General features: G+C 60.1%; 19 protein-coding genes and 1 tRNA gene. 15 read left to right on the top strand and 5 right to left on the bottom strand.

What is annotated here, in order from left to right:
- The 5 genes from truB to dusA all read left to right on the top strand — a co-directional run bounded on the left by truB (position 1) and on the right by dusA (position 6,426).
- Complete coding sequence (truB, locus tag AB3X39_RS06410; protein ID WP_369416530.1) at positions 1 to 1,005, top strand: tRNA pseudouridine(55) synthase TruB; 1,005 nt, start codon at positions 1 to 3, stop codon at positions 1,003 to 1,005.
- Positions 1,002 to 2,831 (top strand): translational GTPase TypA, encoded by a 1,830-nt coding sequence (gene typA, locus AB3X39_RS06405; RefSeq protein ID WP_369416529.1) that lies wholly within the window; start codon positions 1,002 to 1,004, stop codon positions 2,829 to 2,831. The genes truB and typA overlap by 4 nt, the downstream gene beginning before the upstream one ends.
- A 481-nt stretch (positions 2,832 to 3,312) precedes the next feature.
- Complete coding sequence (locus AB3X39_RS06400; RefSeq protein WP_369416528.1) at positions 3,313 to 4,563, top strand: AAA family ATPase; 1,251 nt, start codon at positions 3,313 to 3,315, stop codon at positions 4,561 to 4,563.
- On the top strand, positions 4,560 to 5,291 hold the full coding sequence (locus AB3X39_RS06395) for an RloB family protein (RefSeq protein ID WP_369416527.1): 732 nt from the start codon (positions 4,560 to 4,562) through the stop codon (positions 5,289 to 5,291). The genes AB3X39_RS06400 and AB3X39_RS06395 overlap by 4 nt, the downstream gene beginning before the upstream one ends.
- 112 nt (positions 5,292 to 5,403) lie before the next feature.
- Positions 5,404 to 6,426, top strand: a complete 1,023-nt coding sequence (gene dusA / locus AB3X39_RS06390; protein ID WP_369416526.1) for a tRNA dihydrouridine(20/20a) synthase DusA — start codon at positions 5,404 to 5,406, stop codon at positions 6,424 to 6,426.
- A 6-nt stretch (positions 6,427 to 6,432) separates the two neighbouring features.
- On the opposite strand, the gene AB3X39_RS06385 is transcribed toward dusA, so the two are convergent.
- From AB3X39_RS06385 to AB3X39_RS06375, 3 genes are all read right to left on the bottom strand, one after another.
- The gene (locus AB3X39_RS06385) at positions 6,433 to 8,088 is read right to left on the bottom strand and encodes a PhoH family protein (RefSeq protein ID WP_369416525.1); all 1,656 of its coding nucleotides are present in this window, start codon (positions 8,086 to 8,088) and stop codon (positions 6,433 to 6,435) included.
- 134 nt (positions 8,089 to 8,222) lie between these two features.
- Complete coding sequence (locus tag AB3X39_RS06380) at positions 8,223 to 8,702, bottom strand: peroxiredoxin (RefSeq protein WP_369416524.1); 480 nt, start codon at positions 8,700 to 8,702, stop codon at positions 8,223 to 8,225.
- Positions 8,703 to 8,838: 136 nt separating this feature from the next.
- Positions 8,839 to 9,213: an Mth938-like domain-containing protein gene (locus tag AB3X39_RS06375; RefSeq protein WP_369416523.1), complete on the bottom strand. Its 375-nt coding sequence runs from the start codon at positions 9,211 to 9,213 to the stop codon at positions 8,839 to 8,841.
- 68 nt (positions 9,214 to 9,281) lie between these two features.
- Between AB3X39_RS06375 and AB3X39_RS06370 the strand changes: the two genes are divergently transcribed.
- From AB3X39_RS06370 to AB3X39_RS06355, 4 genes are all read left to right on the top strand, one after another.
- Positions 9,282 to 10,511, top strand: coding sequence for a pyridoxal phosphate-dependent aminotransferase (locus AB3X39_RS06370; protein ID WP_369416522.1), 1,230 nt, complete (start codon positions 9,282 to 9,284; stop codon positions 10,509 to 10,511).
- A gap of 32 nt (positions 10,512 to 10,543) precedes the next feature.
- On the top strand, positions 10,544 to 11,875 hold the full coding sequence (locus AB3X39_RS06365; protein WP_369416521.1) for a homoserine dehydrogenase: 1,332 nt from the start codon (positions 10,544 to 10,546) through the stop codon (positions 11,873 to 11,875).
- On the top strand, positions 11,872 to 15,930 hold the full coding sequence (gene purL / locus AB3X39_RS06360; protein ID WP_369416520.1) for a phosphoribosylformylglycinamidine synthase: 4,059 nt from the start codon (positions 11,872 to 11,874) through the stop codon (positions 15,928 to 15,930). Before AB3X39_RS06365 ends, purL begins: the two co-directional genes overlap by 4 nt.
- A gap of 163 nt (positions 15,931 to 16,093) precedes the next feature.
- Positions 16,094 to 16,918, top strand: coding sequence for an undecaprenyl-diphosphate phosphatase (locus AB3X39_RS06355; RefSeq protein ID WP_369416519.1), 825 nt, complete (start codon positions 16,094 to 16,096; stop codon positions 16,916 to 16,918).
- Here AB3X39_RS06355 and trmB read toward each other — a convergent pair.
- Positions 16,902 to 17,606: a tRNA (guanosine(46)-N7)-methyltransferase TrmB gene (trmB, locus tag AB3X39_RS06350; RefSeq protein WP_369416518.1), complete on the bottom strand. Its 705-nt coding sequence runs from the start codon at positions 17,604 to 17,606 to the stop codon at positions 16,902 to 16,904. The two genes, AB3X39_RS06355 and trmB, sit on opposite strands and share 17 nt — an antisense overlap.
- A 141-nt stretch (positions 17,607 to 17,747) precedes the next feature.
- Here trmB and AB3X39_RS06345 point away from each other — a divergent pair.
- Positions 17,748 to 17,821 (top strand) — tRNA-Gly (locus tag AB3X39_RS06345).
- 3 nt (positions 17,822 to 17,824) lie between these two features.
- On the opposite strand, the gene mnmC1 is transcribed toward AB3X39_RS06345, so the two are convergent.
- Positions 17,825 to 19,585 (bottom strand): FAD-dependent 5-carboxymethylaminomethyl-2-thiouridine(34) oxidoreductase MnmC1, encoded by a 1,761-nt coding sequence (gene mnmC1, locus AB3X39_RS06340; protein WP_369416517.1) that lies wholly within the window; start codon positions 19,583 to 19,585, stop codon positions 17,825 to 17,827.
- 191 nt (positions 19,586 to 19,776) lie between these two features.
- On the opposite strand from mnmC1, the gene AB3X39_RS06335 reads away from it, so the two are divergent.
- The 5 genes from AB3X39_RS06335 to AB3X39_RS06315 all read left to right on the top strand — a co-directional run bounded on the left by AB3X39_RS06335 (position 19,777) and on the right by AB3X39_RS06315 (position 25,852).
- On the top strand, positions 19,777 to 20,934 hold the full coding sequence (locus tag AB3X39_RS06335; RefSeq protein WP_369416516.1) for a GNAT family N-acetyltransferase: 1,158 nt from the start codon (positions 19,777 to 19,779) through the stop codon (positions 20,932 to 20,934).
- A 302-nt stretch (positions 20,935 to 21,236) separates the two neighbouring features.
- A complete protein-coding gene (locus AB3X39_RS06330) occupies positions 21,237 to 21,563 on the top strand; it encodes a hypothetical protein (RefSeq protein WP_369416515.1) in 327 nt (108 codons plus the stop codon).
- A 304-nt stretch (positions 21,564 to 21,867) separates the two neighbouring features.
- Positions 21,868 to 23,439 (top strand): DEAD/DEAH box helicase, encoded by a 1,572-nt coding sequence (locus AB3X39_RS06325; protein WP_369416514.1) that lies wholly within the window; start codon positions 21,868 to 21,870, stop codon positions 23,437 to 23,439.
- 349 nt (positions 23,440 to 23,788) lie between these two features.
- Positions 23,789 to 25,015, top strand: coding sequence for an ammonium transporter (locus AB3X39_RS06320; protein ID WP_369416513.1), 1,227 nt, complete (start codon positions 23,789 to 23,791; stop codon positions 25,013 to 25,015).
- 3 nt (positions 25,016 to 25,018) lie between these two features.
- Positions 25,019 to 25,852: a hypothetical protein gene (locus AB3X39_RS06315; RefSeq protein ID WP_369416512.1), complete on the top strand. Its 834-nt coding sequence runs from the start codon at positions 25,019 to 25,021 to the stop codon at positions 25,850 to 25,852.
- Positions 25,853 to 25,884 lie beyond the last annotated feature (32 nt).

Here is a 25,884-nt window from a genome sequence, read left to right as displayed (position 1 = left end):
ATGACCGGATCGCCGTCACCGCGCATACGTCTACCACGCCGGGCTTTGCACGGCGTGTTGCTGCTCGATAAGCCGCACGGCTGGACGAGCAACGACGCGCTGCAAAAAGCCAAGGGCATCTTGCGCGCGGAAAAAGCGGGCCACACCGGCACCCTCGATCCTTTGGCCACGGGCTTGTTGCCGCTGTGCCTTGGCGCCGCCACCAAGTTTTCGCAAGTCAGCTTGGACGCCGACAAAGCCTATCGAGCCACCTTGCAGCTTGGGCAAACCCGTGCTGGGGGCGACTTGGAAGGCGAGGTGCTGTCAGAGCGCCCCGTGCAGTGTGATCGCGCCGCTGTGCAAGCCGCTTGCGCGCGTTTCCAGGGTGTGATCAGCCAGTTGCCGCCGATGCACTCGGCCCTGAAGCATCAGGGCAAGGCGTTGTACGAATACGCCCGCGCCGGCCAAGTGGTGGCGCGTGAGCCGCGTCAAGTCACGATTCATCGCCTTGACATCTTGGCGTGGCACCCTGAGCGCCCCGATGTTTTGGAGATTGAGGTGGTTTGCAGCAAGGGCACCTACATCCGCACTTTGGCCGAAGACATCGGCGAAGCGCTGGGTTGTGGCGCCCATCTCACCGCGCTGCGCCGCACTGCGAGCGGTCCCGTGCATGTTCAGGCGGCCATCACGCTCGAAGCCTTGGCAGCCATGGACGAGAGCGATCGCTTGCGCCACCTGCTGCCTCCTGACGCTTTGCTGGCTGCTTGGCCGGCTTTGACCCTTTCTGCTGACGACGCCGGACGATTTCTGTCGGGTTTGCGTCGGCGTCTTGCGCACCCCGATGCCTCGGCGGTGCGTGTCTACGGTCCCGCTCCCGATGGGGGCGACGGCCCGGGCCTGTTCCTGGGCAGTGCCCACATCACCGCCGGCGAGCTGATCGCCGATCGACTTCTGAGCCCTCTTGAAGTCCAGTCCCTTGCGCCCGTTTCCATTTCGGGCCCTGAACTGGCAACCACACCCCTATGAGCAAGCAAATACGCAACATCGCCATCATCGCCCACGTGGACCATGGCAAGACCACCATGGTGGACCAGCTTCTGCGCCAAAGCGGCACCTTCGCTGAACACGAAAAGGTGGTGGACACCGTGATGGACAGCAACGCCATTGAGCGTGAGCGCGGCATCACCATCTTGGCCAAGAACTGCGCCGTGAGCTGGCAAGACACCCACATCAACATCGTCGATACCCCCGGCCACGCCGACTTCGGTGGTGAGGTGGAGCGCGCCTTGTCGATGGTGGACGGTGTGGTGCTGCTGATCGACGCCCAAGAAGGCCCGATGCCGCAAACCCGTTTTGTGACCAAGAAGGCTTTGGCCTTGGGTTTGAAGCCCATCGTCGTGGTCAACAAGGTCGATAAGCCCGGTGCCAAGCCGGATGCCGTGATCAACGCCGCTTTCGACCTGTTCGACAAGCTCGGCGCCAACGACGAACAGCTCGACTTCCCGGTGGTGTACGCCTCGGGCATCAACGGCTGGACCTCGTTGGTTGAAGGTGCTCCGGGTGAGCAGTGGGGCCCCGACATGTCGGCCCTGTTCAACACCGTTTTGAAGCACGTGCCAGCCCAGACGGGTGATGCGGCTGCACCGTTGCAGTTGCAAATCTCGGCGCTCGACTATTCGACCTTCGTGGGTCGTATCGGTGTGGGCCGCATCAGCCAAGGCACCATCAAGCCGGGCCAAGACGTGGTGGTGATGGAAGGCCAAGAGGGCAAGTCCATCAAGGGTCGTATCAACCAAGTGTTGACTTTCCAAGGTCTGGATCGCTTCCAAGTGACCGAAGCCGGCCCTGGTGACATCGTGCTGATCAACGGCATTGAAGATGTCAACATCGGTGTGACCGTGACCGACCCGCTCAATCCTTGCCCGCTGCCCATGCTGAAGGTGGACGAGCCCACGCTGACGATGAACTTCTGCGTGAACAACTCGCCTTTGGCGGGTCGTGAAGGCAAGTACGTCACCAGCCGTCAGATCTGGGATCGTCTGCAAAAAGAGCTGCAACACAACGTGGCTTTGCGCGTCAAGGAAACCGACGAAGACGGCATCTTTGAAGTGTGTGGCCGGGGCGAATTGCACCTGACCATCTTGCTGGAAAACATGCGCCGCGAAGGCTACGAGCTGGCCGTGTCCAAGCCACGCGTGATGTTCAAGGACATCAACGGCGTGAAGTCTGAGCCGATGGAGCTGGTCACCGCCGACGTGGAAGAAATCCACCAAGGTGGCGTGATGCAAGCCTTGGGTCTGCGCAAGGGCGAAATGCTCAACATGGAACCGGACGGCCATGGCCGCGTGCGCCTTGAGTACCGCATCCCTGCGCGTGGCTTGATCGGTTTCTCGAACGAGTTCATGAACTTGACCCGTGGCTCAGGCCTGATCTCGTCGATCTTTGACGGCTACGAAGGCCACAAAGGTGAGATCGGCGGTCGCAAGAACGGCGTGTTGATCTCCATGGACGACGGTGAAATCTTCACCTACGCCTTGGGCAAGCTCGACGACCGTGGCCGCATGTTCGTCAAGCCGAACGATCCCGTCTATGAAGGCATGATCGTCGGTATCCACAGCCGCGATAACGATCTGGTGGTCAACGCTACCCGCACCAAGCAGCTGACCAACTTCCGCGTGAGCGGCAAGGAAGACGCGATCAAGATCACGCCGCCGATTGAGTTGACCCTGGAATACGGCGTTGACTTCATCGACGACGACGAACTGGTTGAAATCACGCCCAAGTCGATCCGTGTGCGCAAGCGCCACCTCAAGGAACACGACCGCAAGCGCGCTTCACGCGAAAACAGCTGAAGTGTGATGCCGGCGCAGCACCTTCGCTGCGCTGGTCTTGGGCCTTGGCCTGCCGCTGCTGCGCGGTGGTGGGTTCAAAGCTTTGGCCCGTTCTCTCTTTGCGATGGGGGCCGTCTCCCGGCTCCGCCAAGACGTCCTCCCGCTCCGCAGGGCAAGACGCGGCATCTTGCCCCCGTGCACGCCTTGTGCAAGGGCCGCACACCGCTACTCACCCCTGCAACGCCAGCATGTTGCCCCCGCGCAGCCGCATTGCGCCCCTGCAATCTGACGTCCATCCCCCACAACACCGCCTCCGCGACCTGCGCCGCCGCATCTTCAAGCCCGGAGACAGCCGTGTTGGGTTGCTATGCGGTGTTGTAGGGGGGCGGACGTCGCGTTGTATGGGCTGGAATTGTGTGATTGATGAGCCAGTGTTGAGAATTAACTGCAATATTGCTTTTTATCTGCAAAAATTGTCCATTCATTTGATTGGAGACGAACCATGCTGCTCGAATTCCGGGTTAAAAACTACCGGTCGATTCGTGACGAGCAAGCGCTCAACTTGGTTGCTTCGAGTGATAAGGAACTTGCAGCAACACATCTGGCGCCAACAGGGCTGAAATCTCTACCCAGTGCTGTGCGCAGTGCGGTGGTGTACGGGCCGAACGCGAGTGGCAAGTCCACGCTGTTGCAAGGTTTGGACTACTTGCGTGCCGTGGTGGCTGAGTCCGCCACCGTGATCCAACCTGGGCAGACCTATAACGTACAGCCTTTCCGGCTTGATGCGGCTTTTGCCCTGCAACCGAGCGAGTTCGAGATCACGTTCTTGCTGGGTGGGGTGCGGCACCAGTACGCTTTTTCGATGACAGCACAGCGTATCGTCAGCGAGTCTCTGCTGGTCTATCGCAGTAGCAAGCCGACCCAGCTCTTCAGTCGTCGTGTTGATGGCGATACCTATGCATACGAATTCAGCGCGTACTTGAGCGGACCACGCAAGCTTTGGCAAGAAAGTACCCGTCCCAATGCCCTGTTTCTTTCGACGGCGGCCCAGCTCAACAGCGAACAACTTGGCCCGGTGTTTCACTGGATCGTGCGCAACATCGTGTTCTTACCGGCAGGGGTCAGGGTGTCTCCGGACATCACAACAGCGATGCTGGCAACCGAAGAGGGGCGCACCACGATTCGCGAATTTCTCTCAGGGGCTGACATCTCGATTGCCGACGTGCAAGCTATCCCGCGCAAGGGTGTTCGGGCGCAGTGGGTGATGAGTGCCACCGGGTTGCAGGCTACCCAAGAAGAACACGAGATTCTTTTCCCGGTTTTCGAACACACCACGTTGCATGGTTCGGCCAAGTTTGAACTGCACGAAGAGTCTGAAGGCACTCAGCGGCTCTATGGCTTGATCGCTCCAGTGCTGGATTGCCTGCGCGATGGCCGGGTTCTGGTGGTTGATGAACTTGAAAGCAGTTTACACACCCTGCTGGTTCGCCGCCTGATGGAGATGTTCCATTCGCCAGAGCTCAACCCGAAGGGCGCACAGCTCATTTTCACCACGCACGACACGTCGCTGCTCGACCATCATCTACTCCGACGTGACCAGATCTGGTTCACTGAAAAGGACACTGCTCAAGCCACCCAGCTGTACCCCTTGTCCGATTTCAGCCCGCGCAAACTTGAAGCCTTAGAGCGTGGGTACTTGGCTGGGCGTTATGGCGCAGTGCCGTTTTTGGGTGTGTTGTCCGTGGGTCTATGAACGAAAGCTCTGCCAGATCTATGGGAAAAGACCATCAGCCCAAGCACCGCCAAGTGGCGCGTGTCTTAACCCGACGTGCAGCGGTGCGTCAACCTTACGACCGATTGCTGATCGTTTGCGAAGGGGAGAAGACCGAGCCGAGGTACCTGCAGGCGATCCAACGTGAATACAGATTGTCAACCGCCCATGTGCAAGTGTTGGCCAGTCACTATGGAACGGCACCGATGCAAGTGGTGGAATATGCCGAGCGGATTTTTCGGCAGGGTGATCGCGACATGGGTATTCAAGCAGGTGCGTTTGACCGAATCATGGCGGTATTTGATCGTGATGATCACCCCACTTATCACGCAGCACTTGCCAAAGCGGATGCGCTGAATGGCAAACTGAGCAACGACGATGGCATGCGAATTCCTTTCGAGGTTATCGCTTCTGTGCCGTGCTTCGAACTCTGGTTGCTGCTGCATTATGAAGATGTGCAGGCATCGCTGAGCCCGCGTGAGGCAGTTGACCGCTTGTGGGGACATCTGCCTAGCTACCAGAAGGGGCAGGGCGATCACTGGGCAGTGACCAAAAACAGGCTCGAAGCAGCCATCGTGCGTGCCATCCGTCTAGCCGCATCCACCACAGCCTACGATGGCACCGAACCTTACACCGCCATGCATGAACTGGTTTTGCGCTTGGTGCATCTGAAAGACTGCCACCCCTTAAGAGGGAAAGCCAACGGGTAGCGTGCTGCTGAGAATGCGGTCTCGTTCATCTCTTGTGAGCCGGCCAGCATGGTGGTGCTGTATAGGGTGGTGTGCTGGTTGAACGGGGGCGGATGCGACAATCTGCCCCCTCATGAATCAGCAGCCGAATCCCTCTGAACCCGACATCCTCAGCCCTTGGCGCCTTTCGGTGGCGCCGATGCTCGACTGGACCGATCGGCATTGCCGCTATTTCCATCGCTTGCTGACCCGCAAGACCCGGCTCTATACCGAGATGGTGACGACCGGGGCTTTGCTGCACGGCGATCAACCTCGGCACCTTGACTTCAACACGCAAGAGCACCCCGTGGCGTTGCAGCTTGGGGGCAGTGAGCCGGCCGATCTGGCCGCCTGCGCCAAACTGGCCCAAGCTTGGGGTTACGACGAAGTCAATTTGAACTGCGGCTGCCCCAGTGAGCGGGTGCAGCGCGGGGCTTTTGGCGCTTGCCTGATGGCTGAGCCTCGGCTGGTGGCCGATGGCGTCAAGGCCATGCTCGACGCCACGGGTGGGCACAGCGTCTTGCCGATCACGGTCAAGCACCGCATCGGCATCGACCGGATCGAGAACTACGCTTTTGTGCGCGACTTTGTCGGCACGGTGGCCGATGCTGGCTGCCAAGTGTTCATCGTCCATGCGCGTAACGCTTGGCTTCAAGGCTTGAGCCCGAAGGACAACCGCGAGATTCCGCCCCTGCGCTATGAACTGGTCCACCAGCTCAAACGCGAGTTGCCGCACCTCACCATCGTCATCAACGGCGGCATCAAAACTGACGAAGAAATCGCCGAGCAGCTCCAGCATGTGGACGGCGTGATGGTTGGGCGTCAGGCATACCACGCGCCGTGGCAGATGGCGGCTTGGGACGAGCGCTTTTACGGCGTGCCCGGCCCAGCCACAGCGGCAGATCGCCCGGCCGTTGAAGCCGCTTGGATGCTGTACCTAGAGCGGCTCCACCAAGCGGGCATCCCGTGGACCAGCGCCATGCGCCACGCCTTGGGCTTGTGGCACGGCCAGCACGGGGCGCGGGCGTGGCGGCAGTTCTGGTCAGACCACCGCCACCGCGAGAGCTCGCCCTTGGCCTTGGCGGCGCAGTTTTGGTCGCGCGTGGACAACCTCTAAAGCGCGTTAAAGCACGTCGGAGGCGAAATCTGCCAAGCGTGAACGCTCGCCGCGTGCCAGCATGATGTGGCCCGCATGCGACCAGCCCTTGAAGCGATCGACCGCAAAGGTCAGCCCGGAAGAACCCTCGGTGAGGTAGGGCGTGTCGATCTGCGCCAAGTTGCCAAGGCACACGATCTTGGTGCCCGGGCCCGCCCGCGTCACCAGCGTCTTCATCTGCTTGGGCGTGAGGTTTTGGGCCTCGTCGATGATGACGAACTTGTTCAAGAAGGTTCGCCCGCGCATGAAGTTCAAGCTCTTGATCTTGATCTTGCTGCGCACCAGTTCTTGGGTGGCAGCTCGGCCCCATTCGCCCGCAGCGGAGTCGGACCTCGCCAAGACTTCAAGGTTGTCGTCCAGCGCGCCCATCCACGGGCCCATCTTTTCTTCTTCGGTGCCCGGCAAAAAGCCGATGTCTTCGCCCACCGGCACGGTCACGCGGGTGACGATGATTTCTGAGTAGCGTCGTTCATCCATCACCTGCGCCAAACCCGCAGCCAAGGTGATCAACGTTTTGCCGGTCCCGGCGGTGCCGGTCAGGGTGATGAAGTCGCACTCCGGGTCCATGAGCAGATTGAGGGCGAAGTTTTGCTCACGGTTGCGCGCGCTGATGCCCCAAACCATGTTTTTGGCGTGGGTGTAGTCCTTGAGCGTGCGTAGCACGGCGTTCTTGCCAGTGATCTCGGTGACTTTGGCGTAGAGCGGTGGGTTGCCAGGGGCTTCGAGGTAGACGAACTGATTCACCGCCATGCTCGGCACCACCGGGCCGCTGATGCGGTAGAAGGTGAAGCCACCTTGGGTCCAGCTTTCCATCGACTTGCCGTGGCGCTCCCAGAAGTCCGGGGGCAGGGCCATGGCACCGGTGTAGAGCAAGTCACCGTCTTCAAGGGTCTTGTCGTTGAAGTAATCCTCAGCCGCCAAACCCAGAGCCCGGGCCTTGATGCGCATGTTGATGTCTTTGGACACCAGCACCACTTCGCGGTCTGGGTGGCTTTCTCGCAGGGACTGCACCACGCCCAGAATTTGGTTGTCGGCCTTGCCTTGGGGCAAGCCAGCGGGCAGCTTCACGTCCAAAAACGTGGTTTGAAAGTAGAGCTTGCCGCCCGCTTCGCGGTGGCCGGTCTTGGCCAAGGCAATGCCAGCGTTGACGTCAAAAGCGGCGTTGCTGTCGCCAGCACTGGCGGCCAAGGCGTCGAGTTCGCGGCTGACTTGGCGCACGTTGCGTGAGACTTCGCTCATGCCCTTTTTGTGGCCGTCGAGCTCTTCGAGCGTGATCATGGGCAGATAGACATCGTGTTCCTCAAAGCGGAACAGCGACATCGGGTCATGCATGAGTACATTGGTGTCGAGCACAAAGATCTTGGGTGGGCCGGTGCGGACCTTGGGGGCTGCGGCCGCTGCGGGCGTGGCGACAACAACCGCGTCTGGAGCGCTGGCGACGACCGGCATCGGGAGCTTTTTCGACGGGCTCTCGTTGACGTTGCTGACGTTGGCGGTACGGCTTGGTTTCGCGGCCGTTTTCTTGGTCGCGGCTCGCTGTTTGGGTCGGGCGGTGGCCTTGAGATCGAAGGCGGCCGGATCGACGACATCGGCACGTTTGGCAGGCGGTTTGGGCAGCGGCATGTGGATGGCAGTCGAAAAAGAAGGGTTAAGGGCATGAAAAAAGCCGCACGGAAACCGTGCGGCTTTTGGGGAGGGGGTCATGCAAGAGGATCGTCACACGCATGGTGCTGACGATTATGCCTCCTCAAACACGGTCAAACGACGGCTTGCTGCAAACCTTTGACAGCGTCCAAGACCTCATCGACATGGCCTGCGACCTTGATGCCACGCCATTCGGCACGCAAGATGCCGTCGGTGTCGATCAAAAAGGTGCTGCGTTCGATGCCTTTGACCTTCTTGCCGTACATGATCTTGTTCTTGACCACGCCGAACATGTGGCAGAGCTTTTCTTCGGTATCGGCGATGAGCTCAAAGGGCAAGGCCAAGGTTTCCTTGAACTTGTCGTGTGAGGCCATGTTGTCGCGCGAGACGCCGAAAACGATGGCACCGGCGTCGACAAACTCCTGATGCCGTTCACGGAACTGCATCGCCTCGGTCGTGCAACCGGGTGTGTTGTCCTTGGGATAGAAGTAAAGAACGACGGTTTTCCCTGCGAACGCCTGCGGTGTGAATTTCACACCACCGGTTGCATTCGCTTCAATTTCCGGGAGTGGTTTGTGGAGAGCTGGCGTCATGCAATGGCTTGATGTGTACGCCCTCGTGAGGGTGGGGCGCTAAACCGTTAATTATAAGTCCCCCGGACTTCGGGTTGGCGGTGGCTCAGTGTGAACATCTGTAGAACACCTGTACAACACCCGGAGAACACCTGCGTTAAGCATCGAGCAATGCCGCCAAAACCACGCGACGGTTTTCACTGACAAGCACGTTGTACGTGCGGCAGGCCGCGATCGTGGTCATGGTTTCAACGCCAATGCGCCGGGCAAAAAGCGCCGCCATCAGCGCAGGTGAGACAAAGCGCATGCGCTGGCCCGAACCAAAAATCACCAACTCAGGCTCAAGCGCCAGCAGTCGATCGAAATGCTCGGCCCGCAGGTCGTCAAAACGGTTGACACCCCAAGCCGACACCTCGCCTTGAGAGGGAATCACCAAGCTTTGGGTCCATGTTTCGGTGTTGATGGTGATGCTGTGGGCATCACAGGCCTTCACCGCATTCAGGCCGTCGATTCGTTCAGGTTGAAGCTTCACGGGTGGGGTGCAGTGGTCTGCGAGAGTCTTGCTATGGTTAAATTCTACTTTTGCACCCAGGAGGCCTTGTGCTCAAGAAAATCGTCAAGTCCAGCAAGCTCGCCAATGTCTGCTACGACGTCCGTGGACCGGTGGTCGAGAAGGCGAGCCAGATGGAGGAGGACGGACACAAGATCATCAAGCTCAACATTGGCAATCTGGCCGTGTTTGGGCTGGAGCCGCCGGAAGAGATTGTGCAGGACATGATCCGCAATCTTTCCCGCGCTGCTGGCTATACCGACAGCAAGGGCTTGTTTGCCCCCCGCAAGTCGGTGGTGCACTACACCCAAGAGAAGAACATCGCCGGTGTGACGGTCGATGACGTCTACTTGGGCAACGGCGCTTCTGAATTGATCGCCATGAGCATGAATGCCTTGCTCGACGATGGCGACGAAGTCCTGATCCCTTCGCCCGATTACCCGCTCTATACCGCTGTGGTGTCCCTGTCGGGCGGCACGCCGGTGCACTACATCTGTGATGAGCAGAGCGAGTGGATGCCCGATATCGCCGATATCCGCGCCAAGATCACGCCGCGTACCAAAGCGATTGTGGTGATCAACCCGAACAATCCGACCGGCGCGCTCTATCCGGAAAGCTTGTTGCAAGAGATCGTTGACGTGGCGCGTCAGCATCAGCTGATCGTCTTTGCCGACGAAATCTACGACAAGACGCTCTACGACGGCAACACCCACACCAGCATCGCTTCCCTGGCCGATGACGTGCTGTTTGTGACCTTCAACGGCCTGTCGAAGAATTACCGTTCCTGTGGCTACCGTGCCGGCTGGATGGTGGTCTCGGGCGAAAAGCGCCATGCACGCGACTACATCGAAGGCCTGAACATGCTGGCCACGATGCGTCTGTGCGCCAACACACCGGGGCAGTTGGCCATCCAGACCGCTTTGGGCGGCTACCAAAGCATCAAGGATTTGGTGGCGCCGACGGGGCGGCTGTGCCGCCAGCGCGATCTGGCCCACAAGTTGTTGACCGAGATCCCGGGCGTGAGTTGCGTCAAGCCCAAGGCGGCGCTCTACATGTTCCCGCGCCTCGACCCCAAGATGTACCCCTTCGAGGACGATCAAAACTTTGCCTACGAGCTCTTGGCCGAGGAAAAGGTCTTGATCGTGCAGGGCACCGGCTTCAACTGGGCCAACCCGGATCATTTCCGCTTGGTCTTCTTGCCCAATTCAGACGACCTTGCCGAAGCGATCGGACGCATTGCGCGCTTCCTTGATGGGTATCGCCGTCGGCACGGCACCTGATTTTTTCTTCTTTTTGATTGATCTGCGTATCCATGAAACCCATTCAAGTTGGCCTTCTCGGCATTGGTACCGTTGGTTCGGGCACGTTCAATGTGCTGACTCGCAACCAGGAAGAAATTCGTCGCCGTGCGGGCCGGGGCATCGAGATCACCATGGTGGCCGACCTCAACGTCGAGCGCGCCCGTGAGATCGTTGGCTCCAGCGCCCGCGTGGTGGCGGATGCCCGTGAAGTCATCGCCAATCCCGAGATCGACATCGTCATCGAGCTGATCGGTGGCTACGGCATCGCCAAGGCGCTGGTGCTCGAAGCCATTGCCGCTGGCAAGCACGTTGTCACCGCCAACAAGGCTTTGCTGGCCGTGCATGGCACGGAGATTTTTGCCGCCGCCCGCGCCAAGGGCGTGGTGGTGGCGTTTGAAGCGGCTGTGGCCGGGGGCATCCCGATCATCAAGGCGCTGCGTGAAGGCTTGAGCGCCAACCGCATCGAGTGGGTGGCCGGCATCATCAATGGCACCACCAATTTCATCCTGAGTGAGATGCGCGACAAGGGCTTGGACTTCGACGTCGTGCTCAAAGAAGCACAACGCTTGGGTTACGCCGAAGCCGACCCGACCTTCGACATCGAAGGCGTGGACGCCGCGCACAAGGCCACCTTGATGAGCGCGCTGGCCTTCGGTATTCCGGTGCAGTTTGACAAGGCTCATATTGAGGGCATCACCAAGCTGGGCGCGGCGGACATTCGCTATGCCGAACAGCTCGGCTATCGCATCAAGTTGCTCGGCATTGCCAAGCGTCGTGACGATCTGAAGGACGACGGTGCCAGCGGCATTGAGTTGCGCGTGCACCCGACGCTGGTCCCGGCCAAGCGCCTGATCGCCAACGTCGAAGGCGCCATGAACGCCGTGATGGTCCATGGCGACGCTGTGGGCACGACGCTTTACTACGGCAAGGGTGCCGGCTCCGAGCCGACCGCTTCAGCCGTGATCGCTGATTTGGTGGACATCACCCGCTTGCACACCGCTGATCCGGATCACCGGGTGCCGTATCTGGCCTTCCAGCCCGATGCGCTGCACGCCACGCCGATCCTGCCGATTGAGCAGGTCCAGACCGCCTTCTACCTGCGCTTGCGCATTGCTGACCAAAAGGGTGTGCTGGCGGCCATCACAGCGATCTTGGCCGAAGGCGATATCTCCATCGACGCCGTGCTGCAACGCGAGCCCAGCGAAGGCGAGGATCAGACCGATCTGATCATCCTGACGCACCAGACCGTGGAAGGGCGCATGCGCGCGGCCATCGCCAAGATGCAAGCCCTGCCGACCGTGCTGGCACCCATCGTCAGCCTGCGCAAGGAAGAGTTGGCATGAGTAAGCACATCCTGTCGTTCCAAGGCGGCAACGCCTTGTCGAGCTTCAAGGCGCAAGCTCTGCTGAGCGCCTTGCAAGCTGTGAGCCCGCGCATCACAGCGGTGGCGGCGCGTCATGTGCATTGGGCTTGGACCGATGCCGCTTTGGCGCCGACCGAGACCCAGCGCTTGGCGGCTTTGCTGGATTACGGCGATCCGTATCAAGGTGGCGTGGGTGACGCAGGCGGTGATGACGGTGTGCTGATCGTGGTGATGCCGCGTCTGGGCACGGTCTCGCCGTGGGCCTCGAAGGCGACCGACATCGCGCACAACTGCGGCCTGTCGATCCACCGTGTCGAGCGCGTGACCGAGTTCCGTCTCAGCTTGAAAAGCGGCTTGCTGGACAGTCTGTTGGACAGCTTCACGGGCGGGGCCAAGGCGCTCAGCCGTGAAGAGCTGCAAGCGTGCGCACTTCTGCTGCACGACCGCATGACCGAATCGGTGGCTTTTGAGCACGAGGCGGCGCACCACCTCTTTGACGAACAGCCGGCCCAAGCGCTGGAGCATGTGGACGTGTTGGGCCACGGCCGGGGTGCCTTGGAAAAAGCCAACAAGGACTTCGGCCTGGCGCTTTCGGGTGACGAGATCGACTACCTTGTCAACGCCTTCACCGGCTTGGGGCGCAACCCCAGCGACGTCGAGTTGATGATGTTTGCGCAGGCCAATTCGGAGCACTGCCGCCACAAGATCTTCAACGCCGAGTTCAGCATCGACGGTGAGCGTCAGCCGCTCAGCATGTTCGGCATGATCCGCAACACCGAAAAGCTCAGCCCCCAGCACACGGTGGTGGCCTACAGCGACAACGCTTCGGTGATGGAAGGCGGCAGGACACAGCGCTGGTTGCCGCAGGGTTACACCGCTGCACCGCAGTACGGTCAACGCGATGAGATCGTGCACGTGCTGATGAAGGTTGAAACGCACAACCACCCAACGGCGATTTCGCCCTTCCCGGGGGCTGCAACCGGCGCCGGTGGTGAGATCCGCGACGAAGGCGCCACTGGCCGGGGTTCTCGGCCCAAGGCGGGCTTGACGGGTTTCAGCGTCTCGAACCTGAATCTGCCCGGCACGTCCGAGCCTTGGGAACAACGGGTGCTGGGCAAGCCCGAGCACATCGCCAGCCCCTTGCAAATCATGATCGACGGTCCGCTGGGCGGGGCCGCGTTCAACAACGAATTTGGCCGACCCAACTTGGCCGGTTACTTCCGCGTCTATGAACAAGACGTGGCGGGTGTGACGCGCGGCTATCACAAGCCGATCATGATCGCTGGCGGTCTGGGCACCATCAGCGCTGATCAAACCCACAAGTTGCCGTTTGCCGCTGGCACCTTGCTGATCCAGCTCGGCGGCCCGGGCATGCGTATCGGCATGGGTGGTGGTGCGGCCAGCTCGATGGCAGCGGGCACCAACGCCGCATCGCTCGACTTTGATTCGGTGCAGCGGGGCAACCCCGAAATCCAGCGCCGGGCGCAGGAAGTCATCAACCATTGCTGGAGCTTGGGTGCGGCCAATCCGATCGTGGCGATCCACGACGTTGGCGCGGGCGGTATCTCCAACGCTTTCCCGGAACTGGTCGATGGTGCCGAAAAGGGCGCGACCTTCGATATCCGCAAGGTGCCGCTGGAAGAAACTGGCTTGGCCCCCAAGGAAATCTGGTGCAACGAGAGCCAAGAACGCTATGTCTTGGCGATCTCGCCGGAGAGCTTGGGCGTGTTCACCGCCATGGCCGAGCGTGAGCGCTGCCCGTTTGCGGTGATCGGTGTTGCCACCGACGACCGTGAGCTGATCTTGCAAGACGGTCCAGGCGCAGATGGGGCCATGACGCGACCCATCGACATGCCGATGAACGTGCTGCTCGGCAAACCGCCCAAGATGCACCGTGACGTCAAGCGCGTGGTCCGCAGCGAACAAGCCCTTGATCTGACCGGCGTGAAGCTCGATGAGGTGGCTTTGAGCGTGTTGCGGCATCCGACCGTGGCCTCGAAGCGCTTTTTGATCACCATCGGGGATCGCAGCGTGGGTGGCTTGAGCCACCGCGACCAGATGGTGGGGCCGTGGCAAGTGCCGGTGGCCGATTGCGCCGTGACGCTGGCCGATTACGTCGGCTTCCGTGGCGAAGCGATGAGCATGGGCGAGCGCACCCCGCTGGCGGCCCTCGATGCACCGGCTTCCGGGCGCATGGCGGTGGCGGAAAGCATCACCAACTTGCTGGCCGCGCCGATTGATCTCAGCCGCATCAAGCTTTCCGCCAACTGGATGGCCGCTTGCGGTGAAGCGGGCGAAGACGCCGCGCTCTATGAAACCGTCAAGGCGGTGGGCATGGAGCTGTGCCCGCAACTGGGCATCGGCATCCCCGTCGGCAAGGACAGCTTGTCGATGCGCACCAAGTGGAGCGATGGCGGCCCGAATGGTCCGGTTCACAAGCAAGTGGTGGCACCGGTCTCGTTGATCGTCACCGCTTTTGCCACGCTCGACGACGTGCGTGGCACGCTGACGCCCCAGCTCAAGACCGATTCGGCGGACGGCTTGGACACCAGCTTGATCCTGATCGATCTGGGCAACGGCAAGAACCGCATGGGCGGTTCGATGCTCGCGCAGGTGCTGAATCAGTTTGGCCATGAAGTACCGGACGTGGACCGCCCTGAGCAGCTCAAGAGCTTGGTGGCGGCCATCAATCAGCTGCGCGCTGAGGGCAAGTTGCTGGCTTATCACGACCGCAGCGACGGTGGCCTGTGGGCCTCAGTCTGCGAAATGGCCTTTGCGGGTCATGTGGGTGTGAGCCTGAATGTGGACATGCTGGTCACCGAAGGTGACGGCATCACGGACAGCCGCGCCGACACCGGTGACACCAAGAACTGGGCCACTCAAGTGGCTGAGCGCCGCAATGAGTTGACGCTCAAAGCGTTATTCAACGAAGAGCTGGGTGCGGTGATCCAGGTGCCGACCGCCGTGCGCGATACGGTGCTGCAAACGTTGCGCTCGCATGGCCTATCGAAGCACAGCCACGTCGTCGGCAAGACCAACGACCGCGCTGCGGTCGAAGTCTGGCGCGACGCGAAGTCGGTGTTTGCCGCGCCGCTGCAACAGCTCCACCAAGCTTGGGACGATGTCAGCGCACGCATCACCGCCTTGCGTGACAACCCGAGCTGCACGGCCAGCGAACACGCCGCTGCCGGTGCGCCGGACAACACCGGCTTGCATGTGCACCTGAGCTTCGATCCGGCCGAGGATGTGGCCGCGCCGTTCCTCAATCTCACTCGTCCCAAGGTGGCGATTCTGCGTGAGCAGGGCGTCAACTCGCACGTTGAGATGAGCTACGCCATGGCCCAAGCGGGCTTTGATACCTTCGACGTCCACATGAGCGATCTGCAAGCCGGTCGGGCTCGCTTGGATCAGTTCCAAGGCTTTGTGGCTGCGGGGGGCTTTTCTTATGGCGACACCCTGGGTGCCGGTGAAGGCTGGGCGCGCTCGATCATGTTCAACGCGGTCTTGGCCGAGCAGTTCAAGGCCTTCTTCGGTCGCAGCGACACCTTTGCCTTGGGCGTGTGCAACGGCTGCCAGATGATGGCGGCGCTGTCACCGATCATCCCCGGTGCGCAAGACTGGCCGAAGTTCACGCGCAATCAAAGCGTGCAGTTCGAAGCGCGCCTCTCCCAAGTTGAGATCTTGGCCAGCCCCTCGATCTTCTTCCAGGGCATGGAAGGCAGCCGCCTGCCGATCGCGGTGGCCCACGGCGAAGGCTTTGCCGACTTCTCGCAGCGTGGGGATGCGCTGAAGGTGCAGCGCGCCATGCGCTTTGTGGATCACACCGGCGCGCCGACCGAGGTTTATCCGTTCAACCCGAACGGCAGCCCCGAAGGTCTGACCTCGGTGACCACGGCGGATGGCCGTTTCACGGTCTTGATGCCGCACCCGGAGCGGGTTTTCCGCAACGTGCAGATGAGCTGGACCTCCGGCGATGTCAGCGCCTCCAGCCCGTGGCAACGCATGTTCGGCAACGCACGTCGTTGGGTCGGATAAGTCAGCAAGCTGTGGACGCATACAGCGCACACAGCTTGTTTCCGACGTAAATCACGCGATTCGCGCGAATTAGAAACCCCTTGCAAAGGCACCACAGGGCCATCGAAGCCCTGTGCTAACTTGTCTCGCAGGCAAGGGATGTCAGCACTTTTGGGAGCGCATTTTGGACGTTTTGATGTTAGGCAAAGCTGCGGTGATGGGCTTGGTCGAAGGCATGACCGAGTTTTTGCCCATCTCCAGCACGGGGCATTTGATCTTGACCGGGGCTCTACTCGGGTTCAACGATGAAAAGAGCAAGGTCTTCGATATCGCCATCCAAACGGGAGCGATCTTTGCGGTGATTCTGGTCTATTGGCATCGATTGCGCGAAACCATGGCGGGCCTGGGTTCCGATTCCCGCTCGCAGCGCTTCGCCATCAATGTGGGTATTGGTTTTCTGCCCGCTGCTTTCTTTGGCTTGCTCTTGGGCAAGATGATCAAAGAACACCTCTTCACGCCGTGGGTGGTGGCTGCGACCTTCATCTTGGGCGGTTTCATCATCCTCTGGGCCGAGAAACGCACCGCAGCCACGGTGCGTATCGCTGAAGTGGATGACATGGAACCGATGGATGCCTTGAAAGTCGGCTTGGTGCAGTGCTTGGCGATGGTGCCGGGCACGAGTCGCTCCGGGGCCACCATCATCGGCGGCATGCTGCTCGGGCTTTCACGCCAAGCAGCGACTGACTTCAGCTTCTTCCTTGCCATCCCGACCCTGATCGGTGCCGGGGGCTACACCCTCTGGAAAGAACGGGCGCTGCTGTCGATGGCGGATGCGCCGATCTTTATCGTCGGCTTGGTCATGTCCTTTGCGGCCGCTTGGCTGTGCGTGCGCTGGTTGCTGGACTATGTCGCTACGCACAACTTTGTGCCCTTTGCTTGGTACCGCATCGCCTTCGGTGTGGTGGTGTTGGTGACAGCCTCAACCGGCGTGATCAACTGGCACGATTGAAGACCAGATCCCAGACTCCGTGGCCCAGGCGCAAGCCTCGGGCCTCGAATTTGGTCAAGGGGCGGTAGTCTGGGCGCGGCGCGTAGCCACCATCGGCCACACTGTTGACCAAACCGGGCTCGGCGCTCAACACCGCCAGCATCTGCTCGGCGTAATCTTGCCAATCGGTGGCGCAGTGCAAGTAGCCACCGGGTGCCAACCGGGACACCAACTTGGCGACAAATTCGGGCTGGATCAGGCGGCGCTTGTTGTGTTTCTTCTTATGCCAAGGGTCCGGGAAGAACACATGCACCCCGGCAAGCGATGCTGGGGCAATCATCTGGTCCAAGACTTGAACGGCGTCGTGATTGAGGATGCGCAAGTTGCTCAACTGGCGCTCTTCAATGAGCTTGAGTAGCGCACCCACGCCCGGAACATGCACTTCTACGCCGACAAAGTTGGTGTCGGGTCGAGCTTGGGCAATCTCTGCCGTGGCTTGGCCCATGCCAAAGCCGATCTCCAGCACCCGAGGGGCTGTGCGCCCGAAGATGGTGTCCCAGTTCGCGGGGGTGGCTTCAAAGGGCACCACAAAACGCGGCCCCAACTCTTCAAGTGCCCGTTGCTGACCGCTGCCCATGCGGCCGGCGCGCAAAACATAACTGCGGATCTGGCGCATCGGGTGCGAGGTGGGCTGGACGGGATCGGTCATGGTGCCAAGGATGGAATGCGAAGGGCCGCCATTTTGCCGGAGGCCTGATTGAGCGTTGCCCATGCTGTGATTTTTTTGCGCCATCCGCACCCAAGCAGCGCTTATCGACGGATCGCCATGGCTATAATCTGCGGCTCTAAAGCGGGCGTCGTTCAATGGTAGGACCTGAGCTTCCCAAGCTCAAGACGTGGGTTCGATCCCCATCGCCCGCTCCAAATTCAGTCGGTCATGTGCCCCACATCCACGGCGTCACGCAGATCGGATGGAATCGGAAACGGGGCTCCGGTGACCCAAGCCGCGAGCACCTGACCTGCCAGCGCCGCGCTGGTCAATCCCCTTGAGCCCAAGCCTGTCAGCACATAAAGCCCTTGGTGCGCGTTGTGGCAGCGTGGTCGCATGCGCGGGCTGTCGAGCCGGGCATGACGCGCTTGAGCTTGTGCCAAGGCGATGGTGTCCAGCGGTGGGCCGATCAGTGGCAGGCGTTGGGTGCTCATGGCGCGCCAACCGACCCGGCCGCTCAAATTCAGCGCTGGATGGGTGAGGGCGGTGTGAGCATCGTCGATGACCCCCAAACCCATGGCGCGCTCCAAGTTGAGTTGATGGTCCAGCAAGCGCAGCTTGGGGTCGAGATCGTTCTCCTGACTCGTGGCGCCCGCCAAGACACGGCCATCGGGCAGGTGCAAGGCGTAGCCCTGTCCCGAAAGCGGCACTTTGGGCGGATGTAGCCCCGGCGTTGCCCCTCCAAGCACGCTGGTCTGACCACGTACGCGCATCAAACGCGGGATTCGTGCGTGACTGGGCAGCAGTCGGTGAACATCCCAAGCATTGGCTACCACCACCACCGGGGCTTCAGCCAGCAAGCGGTCCTCGGCGTCAAAAGCTTGCCAAGGCGCGTTGGGACTCAGGTCAGCGCGTTCAAGACGCGCAACGTGGGTTTGGCCGATGAACTGCGCTTGGCTGCGACGTTTGGCTTGAGCCAGCAGCCAGCGTGCCCAGCTTTGCGGCGCCAGCCAACCGGCTTGGGTGTACCACCAGCCGCCGCTGGCGAGATTCAACCCTGTGCGCGTGCAAGCTTGGTCGCGATCCAGCCAGCGGATGTAGTCCGTCGGCAGCCCCACGTGATCAAGCTGAGCTTGGGCTTGGGCCGCGTTGAGCCTCGGTTCAAGCCGCAACAGACCGTCCAGTTGGCCTTGGATGTCCCCAGCGGCCAAGGCGGGGGCGGCCAAGCGATGGGTGAGGATAGCAGCGGCCCGAAACCAGCGGGCATGCAAACTGTCCGGGGCGTTGAAGGTGCCGTGCATCAAGCCGCCCAGATTGCCGGAGGTGGCTTGGGCCGGCTCGGCCTCCCTGTCGAGCACGGTGCTCGTCCAACCTTGCTCACTCAAGGCCCAAGCCGCAGCACAGCCCGCCAAACCGGCACCGATGATCAGCGCATGTCGATGACCTCGATGGGACGGGCGAAATGCCGCAGGGGAAGGGGGCAAGAAGCGTTGTGTCAGCTGCCTCGTTGGGTGCTCATGGTGGTTGGGGGTCAGCAACAAAGCGTTGGGCACCGCCAGCTTGGCGATCGATTTGAAAAGATCCCGATGTTCGGGATGGGTCTGCGTCATCTCTGGGCTGAGGTAGAAAGCGTCCACCTTGGCATGCAACTGCCGCAGAGCTTGGCGTAGATCTTGGCCCCAGAGCAGCAGCAGGACGTGGACGTGACCCTCGTCGAGGGACACCCGATGGCTATCAGGGGTGGTGGGAGGCCATGGCCCCAGGGGGTGCTCTTTGAAAGATTGGGCGAAGGTGGCGGGATCTTGCGGTCGGGTGATGAAGATGAGCTGCTCGCAGCGGTGTGGATCGGCTCGCCAAGCTGCCCACGTGCTGAAAAAGTTTTGGGTGTGATCGCTGCTTGCAAGATCAAGGATCACAAAGCATGCGGCCTTGGCCCATGCTTGTTGGAGGGCAGTCAGCTCAGGAGTCAGCGTGGTCATGGCACATCAATCGCTTGAGGGTTTCGGGGATATTGGGCACGCAGAGCCTTGATCACGCTGCGATTGTGTCTTTGTGGATACGTTCCCCGCAGAAGGCTGCGTTACTCTGGGGACCTAAGTTTGGAGGGGTCACGGTCAGATCAAACAATCTGAGAGTGATCGGTGGTGTTTGATTCAGAACAGATTGATGCATGAACAGTTCAACATCTGAAGAGATTGCGGCTATTGACGTTTTTTTAGGCCCAATGCCTGCGTTAGCCGAGCTAGAAGCAGAGTGGCAAGCGTTGGAGGTCTTCGCTGAGCCAAGTTTTTTTACCTCGTGGTCGTGGATCGGCTGCTGGCTTGCCTTGTTACCCGCGAACGTGAAGCCTCAATGGCTTCGCGCCCGCCAATCGGGGCGTACGGTCGGGTTGGCGCTGTTGGTTCGTCGGACTCGGCAGCGTTTTGGCCTGCCTTTTTGTGACAGTTGGCATCTGCACGAAACGGGTGATCCGGACTACGACATCTTGACCATTGAGCACAACGGCTTCTTGCTCGATACCGTGCTGGCGGACGTCGTGCGCGAAGCCATGCTGGTGCATTGGGTGAAGCACACCTCTGGGGCCAGTGAACTGCTGCTTCCTGGGCAAGCGGGATCGGGTTTGTCTGAGCAGACTTTGCCGGCCTTGTATCGTGGCAATCGCACCCGCACCTCGTATGGCGTCAATCTCGAAGCGGTGCGCGAGCGGCAAGGTGATTATTTAGCGTTGCTCAGCAGTAACACACGCTCCCAAATTCGACGCAGTATCAAGGAATACCAAACCATCGGTCCGCTGGTCGTTCATGAGGCTCAAGATGTGGCCCAAGCGCATCATTTCTTGTCACGCTTGGCAGAAATGCATCAGCAGCATTGGGTGGAGCGGGGGGAGCCTGGGGCTTTCAGTAATCCGTTCTTCAAACGATTTCATGAACGCTTGATTGAAGAGAATCTACCGCGCGGGCAGATTCAGATCCTTAGAATTTCAGCAGGTGAGCGAGACATGGCTTATCTGTATAGCTTCGTGAAATCAGGGCGCATCTATTTCTATCAATCTGGATTTGACTATCGGCTGATTGAAAAACATGGCCGACCGGGGTTGGTTGCCCATGCCTTGGCTGTTCAGCACAATGCGGCTTTGGGTCACATGGTCTATGACTTTATGGCCGGGGACTCGCGCTACAAGCTCAACTTGGCCACCATCAATGAACCGATGACATGGAGTACCCTGCGCAAGCCAGCGTGGCGTTTTCGTATGGAGCATGCTTTGCGGGAGTGGCGCTATCGGATGAAGGCAAAAAAAGCAGCGAAGTGTGAAGAAGTCGAGGCTTGACGCTGACGGAATTGAAGGGGTGCGTTGTTGCTAAGTTTTTACAAAGGTGAAGATCTTAAATTTCCATCCGTTCGAAGGTCTGCGCTCAGCCACCCCGTCTATTGTCAAAAGGTCTCGTGATGAATATCAAGTGGATTGCTACCAGTCTTCTTTCTGCGGTGCTCGTGGCTTGTGGGGGTGGTGGTGAGGGTGGTGAGGCTTGTGAGCACGGTGGCTGCACAACCACGACGACCGGAGGCACGACCGGTGGTGGAACAACGACAACGGTCACAGCGACTGTGACGATCACGTCAACGACCCGTGTGACAGCCTCGGTCCCGGTCAATACGGCGGCAACGTTGGCGGCGTTGACAGGAACTTGGGCGGTCAGCGGGGCAACGGTGACCACCTTGCCGTGCATCACCTTGTCAGATTCAGCGGGTTACTTCACGCAGGTCCGGTTGCTTGCACAAGCCAGCAATGGCGCCTTTTCTGTGGCGCCTGATTTGCCACCGCTTCCGGCGTTTCCGGGCGTGATCCCGGGCGTCCTGAGCGGCATTTTGACGGTTCAAGCGTATTCGGATGCCAACTGCACGACACCGTATGCGGGGGGTTCAACCACCGTGCCTTATACCGTGACGGTGAACTGATTGTTTAAGTTGTTATAAGTGATCACCAGCTCCACAAAAGCTGGTACAATCCCACTCTTGCGCTGCACATGCGGCAGCGTTTCGTTCATCCCCTCTGACCTTTTCAGGATGGGCACCCCAAGCGGGTGAGCTACCCAAATCCCGAGCCCGGTCGGCGGCGATGCCGTCGCTATCGGCCCTTGGGCGATTTTGCGAAGCGACCCACCCTATCCCGCACCATCTCTGGTGCGGCTGGTGGCATTTGGTTCAGTCATCGATTGAGCCGCTGCTGCCTTGCCTGAAAAATATGTCAGAAGGACCTTTGATGAAGTTTTCCGATTTGAATTTGGCCCCCGCAGTCCTCGAAGCCGTGGAAGCCTCTGGCTACACCACACCGACGGAAGTGCAGCTGCGCGCCATTCCTGCCGCGATGGCCGGTCATGATTTGCTGGTTTCTTCCAGTACTGGTAGCGGCAAGACGGCTGCTTTCGTGATCCCCTCGTTGCAACGTATCTTGGCCATCCGCGCAGCTCAAGAAGCTGCCCACGCTGCGGCGCGTGCTGCTGCCGGTCAAGAAGGCGCTACTCCGGTTGAACAAGCTGAGCCCGCCGGTGCCCGTCGTCGTCCGGGCCGTCCGGGCCCTGGCGGTCGTCGTTTTGGCGAGCGTGACAACGCCCAAGGCAACGGTGCCCGTGGAACGGGTCCCCGTGTTTTGGTGCTGGCCCCGACCCGTGAGTTGGCGCTCCAAGTCTCCAAAGCTTCGGTCACATATGGTCGCGGTATCCGTGGCCTGCGCGTGGCCAGCGTGGTGGGTGGTGTGCCTTACGGCTTGCAAATCAATGCCTTGCGCAATTCGCCCGACATGTTGATCGCGACCCCGGGTCGTCTGCTTGACTTGCTCAGCAGCGGTCAAGCTGTTTTGAGCGATGTGGAAATGCTCATCTTGGATGAAGCTGATCGCATGCTCGACATGGGTTTCATCGACGACATCTCGGCCATCGCCGAGCAAGTGCCTGAAGGTCGCCAGACCCTGATGTTCAGCGCCACTTTCGGTGGTCAGGTCGGTGGCTTGGCTCAACGTCTGACGCGTCAAGCACAGCGTATCGATGTGGCCAGCCACACCGATCGTCACGCCAACATCGAACAGCGTCTGCATTGGGCTGACAGCATTGGTCACAAAAATGCCCTGCTTGACCATCTGCTGACCGGCGAAGAGCTGGATCAAGCCGTGGTGTTCACCAGCACCCAGCGCGACGCCGATGAATTGGCCGACCGTTTGGCCGATGCTGGTCACGCTGTGGCTGCGTTGCACGGTGGTCTGCCCCAAGGCCGTCGTAACCGCGTGCTGCAAGCCTTGCGCCAAGGTGAGTTGCGTGTCTTGGTGGCCACCGATGTGGCTGCTCGCGGTATCGATGTGCCGACCATCAGCCACGTGATCAACTACGGCCTGCCGCTCAAGGCTGAAGACTACGTGCACCGTATCGGTCGTACCGGTCGTGCCGGTCGCAGCGGTTTGGCGGTCACCTTGGCCGAGCGCCGCGATACGCCGATGATTCGTCGCATTGAGCGCTATACCACGCAGCCAATCCCGACCACGGTCGTGGCCGGTCTTGAGCCGAAGATGCCGTCGATGGAAAAACGTCGCGAGGGTCGTCCCGGTGGCTTCTCTGGTGGCCCTGGTGGCAACGGTGGCGGTTATCGCCCGGGGGGCAACAGCCGTCCTGGTGGCTTCGGTGATCGCCCGTCCTTTGGGGATCGTGGTGACCGTCCTGCCTTTGGCGATCGCCCCGCTTTCGGCGACCGCCCATCGTTTGGTGACCGTCCTGCCTTCGGTGATCGCCAAGGTCGTCGTCCGCCTTCGGGTCGTCCCGGCGCTCCGCGTCGTAGTGATCGTTGATCGTTGATGGGGTGAGCTGATTCAATCAGCTGATCCCTGCATCGAAAAGGCCGAGCTAGCTCGGCCTTTTTTTATGGCCGCTTGAGATTGGGGTGCCGGGATACATGCTGGTGCGGTATGGGATGATTTTGCATGGTTGTGGTGCATCAGAAAAGTTGCATGCACCAAATATATAACTGTTGTAATTTGCCACTTTGAGACATTTATCGCGAAATTCAAATATCCAATCGATATCAGTTGTGATGATTTTTGCACTTCTTTCATATCCATAAGATATAGATTTTTACATTCGACTTGGCATGAATCATGAATAAGTAGAAACACCTAGTCAACCTTAAGAGGTGTTTTCATGTCTCCTTCAGCCGTTGATTTAATCAACTTGGCATGGGTCGCAATATGCTCGGCCCTGGTGTTTTTCATGCAGTCGGGTTTCGCTTTGGTCGAGGGTGGATTGTCCAGAGCAAAGAACTCGATCAACGTGATCATGAAGGTGTATCTCGGGACCTGTCTGGTCGGGATCATTTTCTGGGCCACAGGATGGGGTTTGGCTTTTGGACCGAGCTTCAACGGTCTGTTTGGGGTAGGCGACTTTGCTTTGGTGCAGTCCAAGCCGGCTCAAGGTATCGCCATGATCTACCAGATGATGTTCGCCACCACCGCGGTGTCGATCGTGTCGGGTGCCGTGGCTGAACGGATGCGCTACGGCGCCTATCTGGCTTTTGCGGCCCTGATGTCTTTGGTCATCTATCCGGTCTACGCCCACTGGGTTTGGAACGATGCTGGTTGGCTCAAGAAGATGGGTTTTGTCGATTTCGCCGGTGACGGCGTGGTGCACTCGATCGGTGCTTGGTGTGCGTTGGCGGGTTTGCTGGTGCTTGGCCCGCGTCTGGGACGCTACAGCAAGAGCGGTGAAGCACACGATATTCCCGGGCACAACCTGCCGATGGTGGCTTTGGGTGGTTTCATCCTCTGGCTGGGCTGGTTTGGGTTCAACGGCGGCAGCGTCAGCGGACTTGATAGCGCCAATTTGGGCACCGTCTTGATCAACACCTATTTGGGTGCTTGTGCCGGTGGTGTGGGTGCCTTGGCCTTCCAGCGTTTCACGGGTCGCCCGGTGCTGATGAGTGCTTCGATCAACGGTAGCCTTTGCGGTTTGGTGTCGATCACTGCGGGTGCCGGGACGCTCAATCCGGTCACGGCCATGGTCACGGGCATCGTGGCCGGTGTCTTGTGTGTCTGGGGTGCTGAACGCATCCGTGCCTTGCGGATCGACGATGCTGTGGACGCAATTGCCGTTCACGGTATCGGTGGTACATGGGGGCTGATCGCTGCGGGCTTGTTCTTTGAAGGCGATCTGTTCAGTGCTCAACGCGTTGGGGTCCAGCTGGTCGGTGCTTTGGCCTCCTTGGCTTGGGCTTTGCCGGTGGCTTGGTTGATGTTCAAGGGCCTCGACAAGGTCATGGGTCTGCGGACTTCGACGTTGAATGAACAACGTGGCCTTGACTACACCGAACACAACGAGTTGGGCTATCCCGAATTCCAGAATTCACCCGCTCAACTGAAGATGGGGGAGTAAATCATGGCACTCGACAGCTCTTCTGTTCGTCGTCGGGCCGCTGTGGCGGTGCTCTCTGAAGTCCTTGACGAAGCTGCCTTGCTCGATGCCTTGTTCGTGCTGCACGACTCTTTGCGCAGCGACAACGTGACCGATGTGATCCGCTACATCGACACAGTGGTGCGCAAAAACGGGCTGGATGCGGGGACGGCCAAGCGGCTGTATCCGGGGTTTTTCGGGGCGCTCAAAAAGGCGGAGGATGAGCTGCCGCTTGATCCGCTGCCGATGATGATGGCGGCCCGCCAGCATCTGCGCCAACCCGTCGTCGCACCGGCGGCGTGGTCGGTGCCGGTGCCGCCGCCGCCGCCCCTGGTGGTGCCAACGCCGGTGCCCATCCCTGTGCCTGTTGCCGTACCGGTGATCCCGCTCGTGGCGTCGGGGGTGGCGGAGACAACGCCTGTTGCGGTGGAGCCCGTGGTGATGGAGCCGCCCCAAGTGCCCAAAGCGCCCGAAGTCGAGGTCTTTGCCGCTTTGATGCACGACTTGGTTGAGCGACTTCAAAGTCATCACGCCGCTGACTTTGGTCCGGTGCGCAGTGATGTGTTGCTGGAGCTGGAACGTTCACGCCTGCCCACGGGTTTGCGTCAGCAAATCCGTGAGGCTTGGGCCGAGCCTGAATTCAAGGCTTGGAAGGTCGATGCTCAAGCCAAAGAACTTTCCGAATTGGTTCACCAAGTTTATGTGGCGGTGTGTGAAAACCTTGGCCCCGTCAACGCGGATCGGATCATGACGGCGGCGGTGCAGACGGCGGATCGTTTGCCGCAGGCTCGGCAGTTCTCACCCAAGAAGTTCATGTAAGGCGCTGTCATCCCGTGGCATGGCTGCGGGAT

The sequence above is a fragment of the Leptothrix ochracea genome (genome assembly GCF_041083635.1).
Taxonomy (GTDB): domain Bacteria; phylum Pseudomonadota; class Gammaproteobacteria; order Burkholderiales; family Burkholderiaceae_C; genus Sphaerotilus; species Sphaerotilus ochraceus.
This window is presented reverse-complemented; position numbering and strand designations above follow the sequence as displayed.

What these genes read in the sequence shown, in the direction of transcription:
- truB (WP_369416530.1), top strand. Translation starts at nt 1, where the DNA reads ATGACCGGATCGCCGTCACCGCGCATACGTCTACCACGCCGGGCTTTG.
- typA (WP_369416529.1), top strand. Translation starts at nt 1,002, where the DNA reads ATGAGCAAGCAAATACGCAACATCGCCATCATCGCCCACGTGGACCAT.
- AB3X39_RS06400 (WP_369416528.1), top strand. Translation starts at nt 3,313, where the DNA reads ATGCTGCTCGAATTCCGGGTTAAAAACTACCGGTCGATTCGTGACGAG.
- AB3X39_RS06395 (WP_369416527.1), top strand. Translation starts at nt 4,560, where the DNA reads ATGAACGAAAGCTCTGCCAGATCTATGGGAAAAGACCATCAGCCCAAG.
- dusA (WP_369416526.1), top strand. Translation starts at nt 5,404, where the DNA reads ATGAATCAGCAGCCGAATCCCTCTGAACCCGACATCCTCAGCCCTTGG.
- AB3X39_RS06385 (WP_369416525.1), bottom strand. Translation starts at nt 8,088, where the DNA reads ATGCCGCTGCCCAAACCGCCTGCCAAACGTGCCGATGTCGTCGATCCG.
- AB3X39_RS06380 (WP_369416524.1), bottom strand. Translation starts at nt 8,702, where the DNA reads ATGACGCCAGCTCTCCACAAACCACTCCCGGAAATTGAAGCGAATGCA.
- AB3X39_RS06365 (WP_369416521.1), top strand. Translation starts at nt 10,544, where the DNA reads ATGAAACCCATTCAAGTTGGCCTTCTCGGCATTGGTACCGTTGGTTCG.
- purL (WP_369416520.1), top strand. Translation starts at nt 11,872, where the DNA reads ATGAGTAAGCACATCCTGTCGTTCCAAGGCGGCAACGCCTTGTCGAGC.
- trmB (WP_369416518.1), bottom strand. Translation starts at nt 17,606, where the DNA reads ATGACCGATCCCGTCCAGCCCACCTCGCACCCGATGCGCCAGATCCGC.
- mnmC1 (WP_369416517.1), bottom strand. Translation starts at nt 19,585, where the DNA reads ATGACCACGCTGACTCCTGAGCTGACTGCCCTCCAACAAGCATGGGCC.
- AB3X39_RS06335 (WP_369416516.1), top strand. Translation starts at nt 19,777, where the DNA reads ATGAACAGTTCAACATCTGAAGAGATTGCGGCTATTGACGTTTTTTTA.
- AB3X39_RS06325 (WP_369416514.1), top strand. Translation starts at nt 21,868, where the DNA reads ATGAAGTTTTCCGATTTGAATTTGGCCCCCGCAGTCCTCGAAGCCGTG.
- AB3X39_RS06320 (WP_369416513.1), top strand. Translation starts at nt 23,789, where the DNA reads ATGTCTCCTTCAGCCGTTGATTTAATCAACTTGGCATGGGTCGCAATA.
- AB3X39_RS06315 (WP_369416512.1), top strand. Translation starts at nt 25,019, where the DNA reads ATGGCACTCGACAGCTCTTCTGTTCGTCGTCGGGCCGCTGTGGCGGTG.